Annotated in this window: 15 protein-coding genes and 1 riboswitch; of the genes, 13 read left to right on the top strand and 2 right to left on the bottom strand. The window is 42.8% G+C overall.

What is annotated here, in order from left to right:
- The first annotated feature begins 18 nt into the window (after positions 1-18).
- The 8 genes from resA to aroD all read left to right on the top strand — a co-directional run bounded on the left by resA (position 19) and on the right by aroD (position 8,656).
- On the top strand, positions 19-558 hold the full coding sequence (gene resA / locus MHI44_RS02160) for a thiol-disulfide oxidoreductase ResA (RefSeq protein WP_003230513.1): 540 nt from the start codon (positions 19-21) through the stop codon (positions 556-558).
- Positions 555-2,183, top strand: a complete 1,629-nt coding sequence (gene resB / locus MHI44_RS02155) for a cytochrome c biogenesis protein ResB (protein ID WP_038429221.1) — start codon at positions 555-557, stop codon at positions 2,181-2,183. The genes resA and resB overlap by 4 nt, the downstream gene beginning before the upstream one ends.
- 19 nt (positions 2,184-2,202) lie before the next feature.
- Positions 2,203-3,378 carry a cytochrome c biogenesis protein ResC gene (gene resC, locus MHI44_RS02150; protein ID WP_339202788.1) on the top strand — a complete coding sequence of 392 codons (1,176 nt, stop codon included), beginning with the start codon at positions 2,203-2,205 and terminating at the stop codon, positions 3,376-3,378.
- 80 nt (positions 3,379-3,458) lie between these two features.
- Positions 3,459-4,181, top strand: a complete 723-nt coding sequence (gene resD, locus MHI44_RS02145; RefSeq protein ID WP_003246107.1) for a DNA-binding response regulator ResD — start codon at positions 3,459-3,461, stop codon at positions 4,179-4,181.
- A complete protein-coding gene (gene resE, locus MHI44_RS02140; RefSeq protein WP_015714187.1) occupies positions 4,178-5,947 on the top strand; it encodes a sensor histidine kinase ResE in 1,770 nt (589 codons plus the stop codon). Before resD ends, resE begins: the two co-directional genes overlap by 4 nt.
- A 203-nt stretch (positions 5,948-6,150) precedes the next feature.
- Positions 6,151-6,735 (top strand): RNA polymerase sigma factor SigX, encoded by a 585-nt coding sequence (gene sigX / locus MHI44_RS02135; protein WP_003230521.1) that lies wholly within the window; start codon positions 6,151-6,153, stop codon positions 6,733-6,735.
- Positions 6,671-7,777 (top strand): anti-sigma-X factor RsiX, encoded by a 1,107-nt coding sequence (gene rsiX, locus MHI44_RS02130; RefSeq protein ID WP_339202786.1) that lies wholly within the window; start codon positions 6,671-6,673, stop codon positions 7,775-7,777. Before sigX ends, rsiX begins: the two co-directional genes overlap by 65 nt.
- A 111-nt stretch (positions 7,778-7,888) precedes the next feature.
- On the top strand, positions 7,889-8,656 hold the full coding sequence (gene aroD, locus MHI44_RS02125) for a type I 3-dehydroquinate dehydratase (RefSeq protein ID WP_003230523.1): 768 nt from the start codon (positions 7,889-7,891) through the stop codon (positions 8,654-8,656).
- Positions 8,657-8,698: 42 nt separating this feature from the next.
- Here aroD and serA read toward each other — a convergent pair whose 3' ends face one another.
- Positions 8,699-10,276, bottom strand: coding sequence for a phosphoglycerate dehydrogenase (gene serA / locus MHI44_RS02120; RefSeq protein ID WP_004398713.1), 1,578 nt, complete (start codon positions 10,274-10,276; stop codon positions 8,699-8,701).
- Positions 10,277-10,484: 208 nt separating this feature from the next.
- Positions 10,485-10,619, top strand: a riboswitch (FMN riboswitch).
- 153 nt (positions 10,620-10,772) lie between these two features.
- Between serA and fmnP the strand changes: the two genes are divergently transcribed.
- Positions 10,773-11,345 carry a riboflavin transporter FmnP gene (fmnP, locus tag MHI44_RS02115; protein WP_004399159.1) on the top strand — a complete coding sequence of 191 codons (573 nt, stop codon included), beginning with the start codon at positions 10,773-10,775 and terminating at the stop codon, positions 11,343-11,345.
- A 39-nt stretch (positions 11,346-11,384) separates the two neighbouring features.
- Here fmnP and MHI44_RS02110 read toward each other — a convergent pair whose 3' ends face one another.
- Positions 11,385-11,633, bottom strand: coding sequence for a ferredoxin (locus MHI44_RS02110; protein ID WP_003225461.1), 249 nt, complete (start codon positions 11,631-11,633; stop codon positions 11,385-11,387).
- Between the two features lie 265 nt (positions 11,634-11,898).
- On the opposite strand from MHI44_RS02110, the gene MHI44_RS02105 reads away from it, so the two are divergent.
- Genes MHI44_RS02105 through MHI44_RS02090 form a run of 4 tightly spaced genes read left to right on the top strand, consistent with a single transcriptional unit; the run spans position 11,899 to position 15,742 of the window.
- A complete protein-coding gene (locus MHI44_RS02105; RefSeq protein WP_004398594.1) occupies positions 11,899-12,957 on the top strand; it encodes a helix-turn-helix domain-containing protein in 1,059 nt (352 codons plus the stop codon).
- On the top strand, positions 12,950-14,440 hold the full coding sequence (locus tag MHI44_RS02100; protein ID WP_015251799.1) for an ATP-dependent DNA helicase RecQ: 1,491 nt from the start codon (positions 12,950-12,952) through the stop codon (positions 14,438-14,440). The genes MHI44_RS02105 and MHI44_RS02100 overlap by 8 nt, the downstream gene beginning before the upstream one ends.
- Before the next feature lie 26 nt (positions 14,441-14,466).
- Entirely contained in the window at positions 14,467-15,069 is a 603-nt protein-coding gene (locus tag MHI44_RS02095; protein WP_014477208.1) for a CPBP family intramembrane glutamic endopeptidase, read from the top strand.
- On the top strand, positions 15,020-15,742 hold the full coding sequence (locus MHI44_RS02090; RefSeq protein WP_264099018.1) for a LysM peptidoglycan-binding domain-containing protein: 723 nt from the start codon (positions 15,020-15,022) through the stop codon (positions 15,740-15,742). Before MHI44_RS02095 ends, MHI44_RS02090 begins: the two co-directional genes overlap by 50 nt.
- Positions 15,743-15,744 lie beyond the last annotated feature (2 nt).

Here is a 15,744-nt window from a genome sequence, read left to right as displayed (position 1 = left end):
GGAAGGGGGCAGTGGACAATGAAGAAAAAAAGGCGTTTATTCATTCGGACCGGCATCCTTCTCGTTTTAATCTGCGCACTCGGCTATACCATTTACAACGCTGTATTTGCCGGCAAAGAGAGTATATCCGAAGGGTCCGACGCACCGAATTTTGTCCTAGAGGATACGAATGGGAAACGTATCGAGCTCAGTGACTTAAAAGGGAAAGGTGTTTTTTTGAATTTCTGGGGTACATGGTGTGAACCGTGCAAAAAAGAGTTTCCTTATATGGCAAACCAATATAAGCATTTTAAAAGCCAAGGTGTTGAAATTGTCGCTGTAAATGTTGGGGAGTCAAAGATAGCAGTACATAATTTTATGAAATCCTACGGAGTCAATTTCCCGGTTGTTCTGGATACAGATCGCCAAGTGCTTGATGCCTATGACGTATCTCCGCTTCCGACAACCTTTTTGATCAATCCGGAAGGAAAAGTTGTCAAGGTGGTGACCGGCACTATGACAGAAAGCATGATACACGATTATATGAATCTCATAAAACCCGGAGAGACTTCGGGATGAAGCAAGTCAAATGTGAATGCGGACATATAAACCCGGTCGGAACCGTTTTATGCGAATCGTGCGGAAGAGCTCTTCAGGAAACTCAACCTCCGCTCGCTGATATGAGATATGACGGAAGCGCAAGACGTTCGCAAACCTATAACAAAACGATCATCGACAAAATTTGGAATTTCTTTTCCTCGGTTAAGGTGGGAATATGGCTTATCGTCATAACCCTTGCCGCATCAGCGTTCGGCACCATTTTTCCCCAGGAAGCCTATCTGCCTCCGGGCGCACAGGCTGATACTTATTACAAGGAGCAGTACGGCACGTTTGGCCAGCTTTATTATTTGCTCGGGTTTCATCATTTATATGGTTCTTGGTGGTATTTGCTGCTCATTGCCTCGATCGGCATTTCACTCGTGATTTGCAGCCTTGATCGGGTCATTCCGTTGTATAGAGCGTTAAAAAACCAAGGTGTCAGAAGGAGCCCGGCCTTTTTAAGAAGGCAGCGCTTGTTCAGTGAAACAGTTACTGTACTGAACGGGGAATCGAAAGAAAAGATAGTTGCTCTATTAAAGAAAAAACATTATAGAATCAGAGAAAAAGAGGGCAGCATTCTTGCTGAAAAAGGACGCTTTTCCCGCTGGGGCCCGTATGTCAACCATATTGGATTGATCATCTTTCTGATTGGTGCGATGCTGAGATTTGTGCCTGGCATGTACGTCGATGAGACGCTTTGGGTCAGAGAAGGCGAAACCGCCGCAATTCCGGGTACAGACGGAAAATATTATTTGAAAAACAATCAATTCAGCGTAGAGACCTATAACAGCAAAACGGAAAAAAAGGTATTTGCAGATGCCATTGACAGAGTCGGGGACGGTAGAGTGGCAAAGAACTTTCAAACCGATGCCGTACTCTACAAGAGAGAAGGAAAAATTGTTTATGGCGAGAAGCCGAAGCTGAAAAAAGTAACAGAAGAAGACATCCGTGTCAATCAGCCGCTGCGTTTTGATTCTTTTTCCGTTTACCAGGTGGATTATAAAGAGAATCAGCTTGACCAAATGGTGTTCCAGCTGATTGATAAAAAAACAAAAAAATCCTTTGGGAGCCTGAAGATCAACCTTCTGGATCCAGATTCGGTCTATGATCTTGGCAACGGTTACAAAGTGGAAATCGCCAGCTACCTGCCAGACTTCTATTTTAATCAGGACGGAGAGCCGAGCACAAAAACAAAGATCCCTAACAATCCGGCTTTTGTCTTTAATATTATAACGCCGGACAAACCGAAAGGCGAAAAGAGCTTTGTCGCCATCCAAGAAACCATCGAAGGATCAGGCAATAATAAATACAAGCTGAAATTTGACCATGTCGAAACGAAAAACATTACTGGACTTACAGTCAGAAAGGATCTGACACTCTGGGTGCTTGCTGTCGGCGGAGCCATTTTTATGATCGGTGTTATTCAAGGTATGTACTGGCAGCATCGAAGAATTTGGCTGCACTCACAGGACGGTGCAGTTATGGTAGCAGGGCATACCAATAAAAACTGGTTTGGCCTGAAGAAGGATTTAGCATTTATATTGGCTGATTCCGGACTGACTGAACCGGTGGACCAAAAAGAATTAATCAAAACACAGAAATAGGCGAAAAGGGAGTGATGTCATGGCAGAGCTGAGCGGAAATTTTCTTTATGCGGCCTTTCTTGTGTATTTAATCGCTGTCCCAATCTTCGGCGGGGCCATACGCGGGAATAAAGATAAAAAGGGCAGGCCAAACCGATGGGCCAACATTGGAATCACCCTTTCTATTGTCGGTTTTTTCTGCCACCTAGGATATTTCATCACAAGGTGGGCTGCCAGCGGCCATGCGCCTGTCAGCAATATGTTTGAATTCACCACCGCTTTTGGCATGATGCTTGTTTTGGCGTTTATCATTCTTTATTTTCTCTATAGATTGCCTTCATTAGGCCTGTTTACGCTGTCAATTGCTTTATTGCTGATTGCCTACGCCAGCATGTTTCCGACAGATATCTCGCCTTTAATTCCTTCGCTCCAAAGCAACTGGCTGTATATTCACGTAACAACGGCCGCGCTTGGGCAAGCTATACTTGCCATCAGCTTTGTCGCTGGTGTCATCTTTCTTTTGAAGCATGTAGACCAGACAAAGCCAAGCAAAAAGACCTTCTGGCTTGAAGCGATTATGTTTATCCTGGTCACAACCGTCGCCTTTATTGCAATCACATCGGCATTTCGTCTTGCAGGCTATGAAGCGGAGTTTAACTGGGTGGACAAAAGTAAAGAAAAAAGCGTGATGGTGTACGAAATGCCCGCGCTTGTCGGTCCGCATCAGGGAGAGCTTTTGACCGAAGGAAGAATGGAACCGCTTGTTGATCTTCCCGCGCTTTTCTCAGGCAGAAAAGTGAACACTGTCATTTGGTCATTTGGAGCAGGTCTTGTGTTGTATGGGGCTCTCCGTCTGATCATCAGAAAAAGAATCAGCGCTCTATTACATCCGCTGGTGAAAAACGTCAATCTTGATCTGGTGGATGAGGTTGGGTACAGGGCCGTATCAATCGGATTTCCGATCTTTACACTCGGCGCGCTGATCTTTGCAATGATTTGGGCTCAGCTCGCGTGGACCAGATTTTGGGGCTGGGACCCTAAGGAAGTATGGGCGCTGATCACATTTTTGTTCTATGCCGCTTACTTGCATTTAAGACTGTCAAGAGGCTGGCACGGTGAGAAGTCAGCATGGCTGGCCGTAATCGGTTTTTCTATTATTATGTTTAATTTAATATTCGTAAATCTTGTGCTTGCCGGACTTCATTCTTATGCATAGTCCTTTGAAAGCGACACAGTTCTCAAACTTTCTCACGATTTGATAAAATGAAAGTAACAGAAGGAAAGCAGGGGGAAAACATGGACCAAACGAACGAAACAAAAATATTAGTAGTTGATGACGAAGCCAGAATTCGCCGCCTTTTAAGAATGTATCTTGAACGTGAAAATTATGCTATAGATGAAGCGGAAAATGGTGATGAGGCCATTGCCAAAGGGCTTGAAGCCAATTATGACTTAATTTTGCTTGATCTGATGATGCCGGGGACTGATGGAATTGAAGTGTGCCGGCAAATTCGTGAAAAAAAAGCGACACCCATTATTATGCTGACCGCAAAAGGAGAAGAAGCAAACCGGGTGCAGGGGTTTGAAGCGGGAACAGATGATTATATTGTTAAGCCGTTCAGCCCGAGAGAAGTCGTGCTGCGTGTAAAGGCCCTTTTGAGAAGAGCATCCCAAACCTCTTATTTCAATGCCAATACACCGACGAAAAATGTGCTCGTGTTTTCACATCTGTCCATAGACCATGATGCTCACCGCGTAACAGCTGATGGAACAGAAGTGAGCCTGACGCCAAAAGAGTATGAGCTTCTATATTTCTTAGCGAAAACGCCTGACAAGGTGTATGATCGGGAAAAGCTTCTGAAAGAAGTGTGGCAATATGAGTTTTTTGGTGATTTACGGACAGTGGACACTCACGTCAAACGCTTGAGAGAGAAGCTGAACAAGGTTTCTCCGGAGGCTGCGAAAAAAATTGTCACCGTATGGGGTGTAGGTTATAAATTTGAGGTCGGCGCTGAATGAAATTTTGGAAAAGCGTAGTAGGCAAGCTGTGGTTTACGATCCTTTCACTCGTCTTGATCGTATTGTTCATTTTAACGGTTCTTTTGCTGGAGTTTATTGAAAACTACCATGTGGAAGAAGCCGAGAATGATTTAACACAGCTTGCGAATAAAGTTGCTGTCATCCTAGAAAATCACGAGGACCAGGCACTGGCAAGGTCAATCACTTGGGAGCTCGCTGATAACTTAACAAGCATTGCCATCATCCAGGATGAGAAGAACCACTGGTATTCTCCGAATGATAAAAATCGCCTGTCGTCTATTACGGTTGAGCAAATACAGCATGACAAAGACTTAAATAAAGCTCTCAAAGACCATAAAAAAGTAAGCAAACGGACGGGATTGAGCGATACAGACACGGATAATGAACGCCTGATTGTAGGTGTCCCGTATGAAAAAGACGGAAAGAAAGGCATGGTCTTTTTATCCCAGTCTTTGCTTGCCGTTAAAGATACAACAAAACATACGACCCGCTATATTTTTCTTGCCGCTGGAATTGCGATTGTGCTGACCACATTTTTCGCATTCTTTTTATCAAGCAGGGTCACGTACCCTCTCCGAAAAATGAGAGAAGGCGCGCAGGATTTGGCGAAGGGCAAGTTCGATACAAAAATCCCGATTTTAACTCAGGATGAAATCGGTGAACTGGCGACCGCTTTTAATCAAATGGGCCGGCAGCTTAACTTTCATATCAATGCGCTCAATCAAGAAAAAGAGCAGCTTTCTAACATTTTGAGCAGTATGGCTGACGGGGTTATTACCATTAATATTGACGGTACGATTCTTGTGACCAACCCGCCGGCTGAACGTTTTCTTCAGGCTTGGTATTATGAACAGAACATGAATATCAAAGAAGGCGACAACCTTCCGCCTGAAGCAAAAGAGCTGTTTCAAAACGCTGTCAGCACTGAAAAAGAACAAATGATTGAGATGACGCTTCAAGGCAGATCATGGGTGCTTTTGATGTCGCCGCTTTATGCGGAATCGCACGTCAGAGGAGCGGTTGCCGTACTGCGTGACATGACAGAAGAACGCCGCCTTGATAAGCTGCGGGAGGACTTTATCGCAAATGTCAGTCATGAGCTGAGAACACCGATCTCCATGCTTCAGGGATACAGTGAAGCAATTGTTGATGACATTGCAAGCTCTGAAGAAGACCGGAAAGAAATTGCCCAAATCATTTATGACGAATCGCTCCGAATGGGCCGTTTAGTTAATGATTTGCTTGATTTAGCCCGAATGGAATCAGGCCATACAGGCTTACATTATGAAAAAATCAATGTGAATGAGTTTTTAGAAAAGATCATTCGGAAGTTTTCCGGTGTTGCTAAAGAAAAAAATATTGCTTTACATCATGACATTTCTCTCACAGAAGAGGAATTTATGTTTGATGAAGACAAGATGGAGCAGGTATTTACCAATTTGATCGATAACGCGCTGCGGCATACTTCAGCCGGCGGCAGTGTCTCCATTTCAGTCCATTCTGTGAAGGATGGATTGAAAATTGATATCAAAGACTCCGGGTCCGGCATACCGGAAGAAGATCTGCCATTTATCTTTGAACGGTTTTATAAGGCAGATAAAGCGCGGACAAGGGGCAGAGCAGGAACCGGGTTAGGGCTGGCTATCGTTAAAAATATCGTGGAAGCCCACAACGGATCAATCACTGTGCACAGCCGAATAGATAAAGGAACAACATTTACTTTTTATATTCCGACAAAACGGTAAAATCGAGTCTGAATTTGCCGAAGAATCTTGTTCCATAAGAAACACCCGCTGACTAAGCGGGTGTTTTTTTAATAGCCAACATTAATAAAATTTAAGGATATGTTAATATAAATTCCCTTCCAAATTCCAGTTACTCGTAATATAGTTGTAATGTAACTTTTCAAGCTATTCATACGACAAAAAAGTGAACGGAGGGGTTTCAAATGGAAGAAACCTTTCAATTATTATATGATACATATCATCAAGATTTGTACCAATTTTTATTTTATATGGTAAAGGATAAAAACCAGACAGAAGACCTTCTTCAAGAGGTTTATATCCGGGTATTAAATTCTTATCATACGTTTGAAGGAAGAAGCAGTGAAAAAACATGGCTATTGTCTATCGCACGCCATGTTGCGATAGACTGGTTCCGTAAACAGCAAACAATCAGACAGCGTATACTCGGTACATTTGACTGGGATACACAGGATGTCAGGGATCAGCAATTGCTACCCGACGAACTTGCCGTTCAACATGAAAATGTCCGGGAAATTTATGCTGCGCTTGATCAATGTACAATCGATCAAAGAGCTGTGATTATCTTGCGGTTTATTCAGGGATATTCAATACAGGAAACAGCCAAGGCTCTGCGCTTCTCGGAAAGCAAAGTAAAAACGACCCAACACAGAGGGCTCAAAGTACTTCGGAAACATATGGAGCTTTTGAGGGAGGAGCTAATGGATGATGAAGTCAGAATGGAACGAAGAACAGATAAAGGAGTTGTTAAGTCAACTTCCGGCAGTTAAAGACCATCGTTCGCCTCAGGATATTTACAAGCGGCTGACGATGGCAAAGCGTAAAAATAAGCCCGCTGTCAGGTGGATTGGCCCCGCGTGTGCCGCTGCAATTGCGGTTTATATCGCCTTCATTATTTCTCCTCATTTCTTTGATCAGGCACAGCCTCAACAAAAAGAAGCGTCCCAAGAGAACGCAGTAACGAAAACTGAGACAGAAGACAGCCCAAAAGCTGCATCATCCCTGGATCAGACATCGTTTGTCGTTCCTGAAAAGGAACAGAACAACTACATAACTGTAGCGGTTGCTGATGCCGATACATCTGCAATCATACCCGTCAGCATTCAAAAAACAAATGCAGACCAAACGATCCAGGATATGCTGTTTGAAAGTAGTGAATTGGGCATCCTTGATCATGCCATTACAATTCCATCCTTCATAGATGAAGTAGAAATAAAGGAAAAACCAAAGCAGAAAGAATTAAGTATACGAGTCCATCAGCCAGCTACGGCATTTTCTATAAAAGATGATACACTGTTAAAAAAATTGCTTAAAGAATCCTTAAAATGGAGTCCTTATGAAAAAGTCAAATTTTTATCGGATCAAAATGAGACTGGGGTTCGGATTGGCTCATATGGCACTTTTACGGAAATTTCGATTCCCAAACAGTCAAAACGATCCTACTACTTGTACCAAAATAAACAAGGACAAGACTTTCTCGTTCCGTCAAATCATTCTTTTGATACAGTAAAAGAAGCGATTAAGGAAATGGAATCGAGCAGCCAAGAAGATACGACACCTCTTATTCAAGCGGGTGCTGTCCAATCTGTAACGAAGAAACAGAAACACTTATATATCCGCTTTTCAAAGGAGTCAGAAGTTGATGATTCTATTGCCGGTATTTTAATGATTGAGGGACTACTTTTGACTGCAAAAGAGTTTGGCTTCACAGAAGTGACCTTTACGGAAACCAGAACGAAAAAAATCGGCAAATATGACATATCAGATGCAATTCCGGTGCCAGCTGCTCCAAATCCGATTTCCTTAAACTAAAAAGAGCCCTTTAAGGCTCTTTTTTAGTTGCTATTCATATAATAGAAATTTTCAAAAAAAAGTTGTACGTGTATAATAAAACAAGGTAAAGATTGAAAGGATTTGAGACGAGTGAACGTGTTAACGATTAAAGGAGTTTCCATCGGGGAAGGAATGCCGAAAATCATCATTCCGCTGATGGGAAAGACGGAAAAACAAATTCTGAATGAAGCAGAGGCAGTAAAATTACTGAATCCGGACATTGTTGAATGGAGAGTCGACGTATTTGAAAAAGCGAATGACAGAGAAGCGGTCACAAAGCTCATTTCTAAGCTTCGTAAATCTTTAGAAGACAAGCTATTTCTATTTACATTCAGAACCCACAAAGAGGGCGGGAGCATGGAGATGGACGAAAGCTCCTATCTTGCTTTGCTGGAATCGGCAATCCAAACAAAAGACATCGATCTGATAGACATCGAATTATTTTCAGGAGATGCAAATGTAAAAGCGTTAGTATCGCTGGCGGAAGAAAACAACGTCTATGTGGTGATGTCAAATCACGACTTTGAAAAAACACCTGTAAAAGATGAAATTATTTCCAGACTTCGAAAAATGCAGGACTTAGGCGCGCATATTCCAAAAATGGCTGTCATGCCGAATGATACTGGAGATCTCCTAACACTGCTTGATGCGACGTATACAATGAAAACAATATATGCAGACCGCCCCATTATTACAATGTCAATGGCTGCAACAGGGCTCATCAGCAGGCTGAGCGGTGAGGTTTTTGGATCGGCTTGTACTTTTGGAGCTGGAGAAGAGGCGTCCGCACCAGGCCAAATTCCTGTTTCTGAGCTAAGGAGTGTCTTAGATATTTTGCATAAAAACACACGGGGATAGAACAATAAAAAAACTCAAGCTATATAGCTTGAGTTTTTTTAATTATGGCAGATCAATGAGCTTCACAGACACAATATCAGGGACATTTGTTAGTTCTTTCACAATTTTATCTTCCAGATGTCTGTCAAAGGAAAGCATCATGATGGCTTCTCCGCCTTTTTCCTTACGGCCAACCTGCATAGTTGCAATGTTAATATCATTATCTCCGAGAATACGTCCTACTCGGCCGATGACACCTGTTGTATCTTGATGCTGGATATACACCAAGTGACCAGTCGGATAAAAATCAATATTAAATCCATTGATCTCGACAATTCGTTCTCCGAAATGAGGAATATACGTAGCCGTTACAGTAAAGGTGCTGCGGTCTCCTGTCACTTTTACGCTGATGCAGTTATCGTATCCAGATTCAGAAGAGGAAATTTTTTCACTGAAGCTAATGCCGCGTTCTTTTGCGACACCCCCGGCATTGACCTCATTAACAGTAGAGTCTACGCGCGGTTTTAAAAAGCCTGACAGAAGGGCTTTTGTAATGAACGATGTTTCAAGTTTAGCAATTGTGCCTTCATATTGAATGGCAACATCCTGTACTGGTTCTTTCATGCACTGTGATACAAGGCTGCCAATTTTTCCTGCAATTTGATGGTAAGGCTTAATTTTAGCAAATTCATCTTTTGTCATGGCAGGCAGGTTGATAGCTGACATGACAGGCAGGCCTTTTGCGAACTGCAGAACTTCTTCTGACACTTGGGCGGCGACATTGAGCTGTGCTTCTTTCGTTGATGCTCCCAAGTGAGGAGTGGCAATGACTAATGGATGATCAACAAGTTTGTTGTCAACTGGCGGTTCGACTTCGAAAACGTCAAGCGCTGCTCCCGCAACATGCCCGTTTTCCAAAGCTTCGAGAAGTGCTGCTTCATCGATAATTCCGCCTCGCGCACAGTTAATTAAGCGAACGCCTTTTTTCGTTTTTGCAATCGTTTCTTTATTCAATAAGCCTTTTGTTTCTTTTGTTAAAGGCGTGTGAACGGTAATGATATCCGCACTTTCAAGCACTTCTTCAAATGTACGGCTGTTTACGCCGATTTTTTTCGCTCTTTCTTCCGTTAAGAAAGGATCAAAAACGTGCACAGTCATACCGAACGCTCTCGCACGCTGTGCAATTTCACTTCCGATTCGGCCTAATCCTACAATACCAAGCGTTTTTCCATAAAGCTCTGAACCGACATAAGCTGTGCGGTTCCACTCTCTGGATTTCACTGAGATATTAGCCTGCGGAATGTGTCTCATTAAAGAAGAGATCATTGCAAATGTATGCTCAGCTGTCGAAATGGTGTTGCCGTTCGGAGCATTGATCACGATTACCCCGTGTTTCGTAGCCTCATCAATATCGATATTATCGACACCGACACCGGCTCTTCCGACAATTTTTAAAGAAGTCATTTTGTTGAAAAGGTCTTCTGTTACTTTTGTCGCGCTTCGCACCAAAAGAGCATCAAAAGTATGTAATTCATCTTCTGCATCTGCTACGTTTTTTTGAACGATTTCAATAAAGTCTGATTCAATAAGTGGCTGTAAACCGTCGTTGCTCATTTTGTCTGAGACCAATACTCGAAACATCGTTAGATTTCCTCCTAAATTGACAAACTAAATATCTGATAATTTAACATATTCTCAAAAGAGTGTCAACGTGTATTGACGCAGTAAAGGATAAAAGTAAAGCCTAATAAATCAATGATCTGACAGCTTGCAGGTAATATATTTAATTTGAAGCAATTCTCTATACAGCCAACCAGTTATCGTTTATAATGTAATTAAATTTCATATGATCAATCTTCGGGGCAGGGTGAAATTCCCTACCGGCGGTGATGAGCCAATGGCTCTAAGCCCGCGAGCTGTCTTTACAGCAGGATTCGGTGAGATTCCGGAGCCGACAGTACAGTCTGGATGGGAGAAGATGGAGGTTCATAAGCGTTTTGAAATTGAATTTTTCAAACGTTTCTTTGCCTAGCCTAATTTTCGAAACCCCGCTTTTATATATGAAGCGGTTTTTTTATTGGCTGGAAAAGAACCTTTCCGTTTTCGAGTAAGATGTGATCGAAAAGGAGAGAATGAAGTGAAAGTAAAAAAATTAGTTGTGGTCAGCATGCTGAGCAGCATTGCATTTGTTTTGATGCTGTTAAATTTCCCGTTTCCGGGTCTTCCGGATTATTTAAAAATCGATTTTAGCGACGTTCCCGCAATTATTGCCATTCTGATTTACGGACCTTTGGCGGGTATTGCCGTAGAAGCGATAAAAAATGTTCTTCAGTATATCATTCAGGGAAGCATGGCCGGAGTTCCTGTAGGGCAAGTTGCGAATTTTATTGCAGGAACACTCTTTATATTACCGACTGCTTTCTTATTTAAAAAACTCAACTCAGCAAAGGGCTTGGCTGTCAGCCTGCTTTTGGGAACTGCAGCGATGACCATTTTAATGAGTATTTTAAATTATGTTCTGATTCTTCCGGCATACACGTGGTTTTTACATTCACCGGCATTATCCGACAGCGCGCTAAAAACAGCAGTCGTCGCAGGTATCCTGCCGTTTAACATGATAAAAGGTATTGTAATTACGGTTGTATTCTCACTAATTTTTATCAAGCTTAAGCCATGGATTGAGCAGCAGCGAAGTGCACATATCCATTAAATAAAAAAGCTCCCGTTCGGGAGCTTTTTTTAGTTACTTCTATTCAAATTTAAGCGGGTCGCCTTCAAATGGCTCATCCGCCACTTTGATGGAATCAGTAGGGCATCCTTCAAATGCGTCAATCATATCTTCTTCCAGTACCTCAGGAACTTCGACAACACCTTTGTTTTCATCAAGCGTTACGAACGCGATGCCTTCATCATCGTAATCGTAAATGTCTGGTGCAGCAGCTCCGCAAGCGCCGCATGCAATACATGTATCTTTGTCTACGATTGTGTACTTTGCCATGAATAAAACCTCCCAGATTGTTCTTGGTGGAACAAATGGATCAATCTTTATATTTAATCAATTTAACACCTATTCCTCTTACTTATTGTAATGATGTTGCTGCCACATTTCAACAGAAAAATGATTGAGAATGCTTATCACATAAGGGGTTATCTACATAACATCCCCCTTAATGATGACTTTAAACGTCGATTTCTGTTTGAAATCTGTTAAAATAAAAAGAGCAAATCAACGATTTTTGTCAGGAAGAATGTAGGTGGATAGGTTGTCATTAAATTACTTCGATATTATGGTTCTCGATTGTCTTTGCAAAATAAACGGGGAACGGTCGGGAAGCGCTGTTTTTCACCTATTCAAAGGCAAGAGATCGTCACAGACCATTCAAGATGCCGGCTTATTTCAGACTGCAAAATACTTTGGAATGGCGGCAAAATGTTCGAGAAGCGATATTTCTGCGTCGCTTGACAAGCTTGAAAAGCATTCATATCTCGCGCCAATGTCTGAATCAGATACATACAAAGTGACAGCCAGCGGCGCAGCAGTTTTGAGACATGCCCTTAGCGAGCGGCCTTGGCCCGTTCATTGTCACGGCGCTCATTATCAGCAGGCTGCCGGCGTGCTTTGGAAAAGGCTTTCGCTGCTTGTGCAGGTCCTATCCCATAAACAGCAAGGGAGCAGGCAGTATATCCCTGTCACAAAGGATCATAAGACACTTCACTGGGTAAAGAAATACCTGTCCCGGCATACGGATCATATAGAGATGGCAAAAAGCCTTTTTGCCATGCTTGAGGCGCATTTGAAAAAGATTGAAAACAAAGCAGCGCAAATTTTTGTCTACTCCTTAACCTCGCACCATCGGATCGGTTATACGAGCAGGCAGCTTGCTGATACGCTGAAAGAAGACGAATGGTATGTCTATATCATGTTTTGGGCTTCGGTACATTATTTTATTCATTCTCTTCCGGAGTGTGAAGATGCTTTGTTAAAGGATCTCCTTTCTGATGTGCACTTAGATAATGCCCTGACAGAGTCGACGAGGAAAACATGGCAGATGGTCAAACAAGGGTTTCCGATACAGCGAATTGCTGAAATCAGAAAGCTGAAAACAGCGACGATTGAAGACCACATTGTCGAGATTTCTCTCCATGAGCCTGCGTTTATGATTAATGACTATGTATCAGCAGAAGACCAGCTTCAAATCGCAGAGTTTGCCAAACGGATGCGGACGAATAAAATCAAACAAATTCGCGACGGGCTGGAACAGCGGTTCAGCTACTTTCAAATCAGACTGGCATTGACAAAGCAGGTGCAGCAATATGACTAAATTACAGCAAACGTTATATCAGTTTTTTGGTTTTACTTCCTTTAAAAAAGGGCAGCAGGACATTATTGAAAGCATACTCAGCGGGAAGGATACCATTGCAATGCTCCCGACTGGGGGAGGGAAATCGCTTTGCTACCAGCTGCCTGGTTATATGCTTGACGGCATGGTATTAATCGTTTCTCCACTGCTTTCTTTAATGGAGGATCAGGTGCAGCAGCTCAAAGCCCGGGGGGAAAAGCGTGCTGCAGCTTTGAACAGCATGCTTAACAGGCAGGAAAGACAATTTGTTTTAGAACATATTCATCGATATAAATTTTTGTACTTGTCTCCTGAAGCTTTACAGTCTCCATATGTATTGGAAAAATTGAAAAGCGTCCCGATCAGCCTATTTGTTATTGACGAAGCGCATTGTATTTCTGAATGGGGACATGACTTCAGGCCTGATTATTCAAAGCTCGGACAGCTGAGAAAAAAACTTGGACACCCGCCCGTTCTGGCATTGACCGCCACGGCTACAAAGGAAACGCTGCAAGATGTCATGAACCTGCTGGAGCTGCAGCATGCTGTACGCCATCTCAACTCAGTCAACCGCCCAAACATCGCACTGAGGGTTGAAAATGCGGCGGATACTGCCGAAAAAATAGATAGGGTCATTCAACTGGTTGAAAACCTGCAAGGTCCGGGAATTGTTTATTGTCCGACACGGAAATGGGCTGAGGAATTAGCGGGTGAAATTAAAAGCAAAACGAGCAGCAGAGCCGACTTTTACCATGGCGGTTTGGAGTCAGGGGACAGGATTTTAATTCAGCAGCAGTTTATTCATAACCAGCTTGATGTGATATGTTGTACGAATGCGTTTGGAATGGGTGTCGATAAACCCGATATCAGATATGTGATTCATTTTCACCTCCCGCAGACGGCAGAAGCTTTTATGCAGGAAATCGGCAGAGCGGGCCGCGACGGAAAGCCGAGTGTCAGCATTTTGCTGCGGGCGCCAGGGGATTTTGAATTGCAGGAACAGATTATCCAGATGGAGAGTGTCACAGCTGAAGAAATCGCCGACGTGATCCGTGTGCTAGAGAAGACGGAGGAGCGGGATGAGAGAAGGCTTCGTGACGTATTACTTCAGTATGGCGTCGGAGAGACACAGGCCCGTATGATGATTCATCTCTTTATGCAGGGGAAAACATCAGTTGAACTGATGAAGAAAGAAATTTCATATCGCATGGAGCTGAAGCTGGAAAAAATGCACCGTGTATCATTTTTGCTTCAGCGTGATGGCTGTTTAAGGCAGGCACTATTAACCTACTTTGATGAATCATACGAGCCTGATGACGGAAACCTCCCGTGCTGTTCACATTGCGGTTTTGATTTATCCTTGTATGAACAAAAAGGGGAACGGAGTAAAATGGCGCCATTAGACAGCTGGAGTTCGGAATTGCACCGGATATTCAGCTTGCAGACTGTAGGTGAGCTGAACTGAAACAGCAAAAAGATTATATTCAGCATATGACTGACCGTGATATGCTGAAGCAGTTATATTTGACGCAACTACTCATCATCTTTGCCGCTGCTGCAGCAGGACTGTTCTTTTTTGAGGATGTACGGGACGTATTAAAGCTCTGGGACATTCGCGATATGCGAATCATCTGGTATGGTGTTTCTATAGCTGTTATTGTTATTTTAGCCGATATGGCAGTAATGAAATGGTTTCCGTCTCATTTATATGATGACGGCGGAATCAATAAAAAAATATTCAGTAAGAGGTCAATCCCTCATATTATATTTTTAACGCTTCTGATTGCTTTCGCGGAAGAAATGTTATTCAGAGGAGTGCTGCAGACTCATATCGGTTTATGGGCGGCCAGCCTTATATTTGCCGCTCTGCACTTTCGGTATTTGTCAAAATGGCTGTTATTTATTATGGTGACAGCAATCAGCTTTTTGCTCGGTCTGATGTATGAATGGACCGGCAACTTATTTGTTCCGATGACGGCGCATTTTATCATTGATGCCGTGTTTGCCTGTCAGATTCGTTTTGAACATGTGAGGAGGGATAAACATGACGAACATGTCGAGAGTAGAGAGAAGAAAAGCCCAGAATCTTTATGAAGATCAAAACGCCGCATTGGCGGACGATTATGTCGATGATGGAGAAAGCCTTCCGACAAGACAATCTGTAAAAAATCAAAGAGAACAGAAAAAAAAGCAAGGCAAAACAAAAACGCCATTATTCACAGTACTCGCAGTAATATTTGTATTTGTGCCGGTTATCGTTTTAGTCACCTTATTTTATCTAAAGAGCCACCCGGATAATCATGACGATTATGAAGATGTTTTTATTGACAGCAGCCAAAGCAAATATGAGGTTGTCCCGAAATCAGAGGATAAAAACGATACCGCAGACACTAAAGAAACCGCACTGCAGAAGGAGTCAAAAAAAGAGCCAGAAGATTCCAAGCCAAAAGAGCAAACAGCTGCTGATAAGAAACAGACTGCTGTAGCGGAAAAAGAAGACTCGGCAAATAAGGAGGAAGCAACCGCCGCGGCTGCTTCCTCTTCCCAATCAACAGTACAACAGCAAGAACAGCCAGCTGAGCCAGTTCAAAATGTGCCGAATCGCGTTGTCAAGCACACCGTCCAAAAGAAAGAAACGCTATACCGCATTTCCATGAAGTATTATAAAAGCCGGACAGGAGAAGAAAAAATTCGAGCGTATAATCATCTAAATGGAAATGATGTTTACACCGGACAAGTTTTGGACATCCCCTTAATGGATGAATAGGG

The sequence above is a fragment of the Bacillus sp. FSL K6-1366 genome (genome assembly GCF_037976695.1).
GTDB lineage: Bacteria > Bacillota > Bacilli > Bacillales > Bacillaceae > Bacillus > Bacillus subtilis.
Note: the sequence above shows the minus strand (reverse complement) of the source record. Positions and strands in the feature narration are given on the sequence as shown.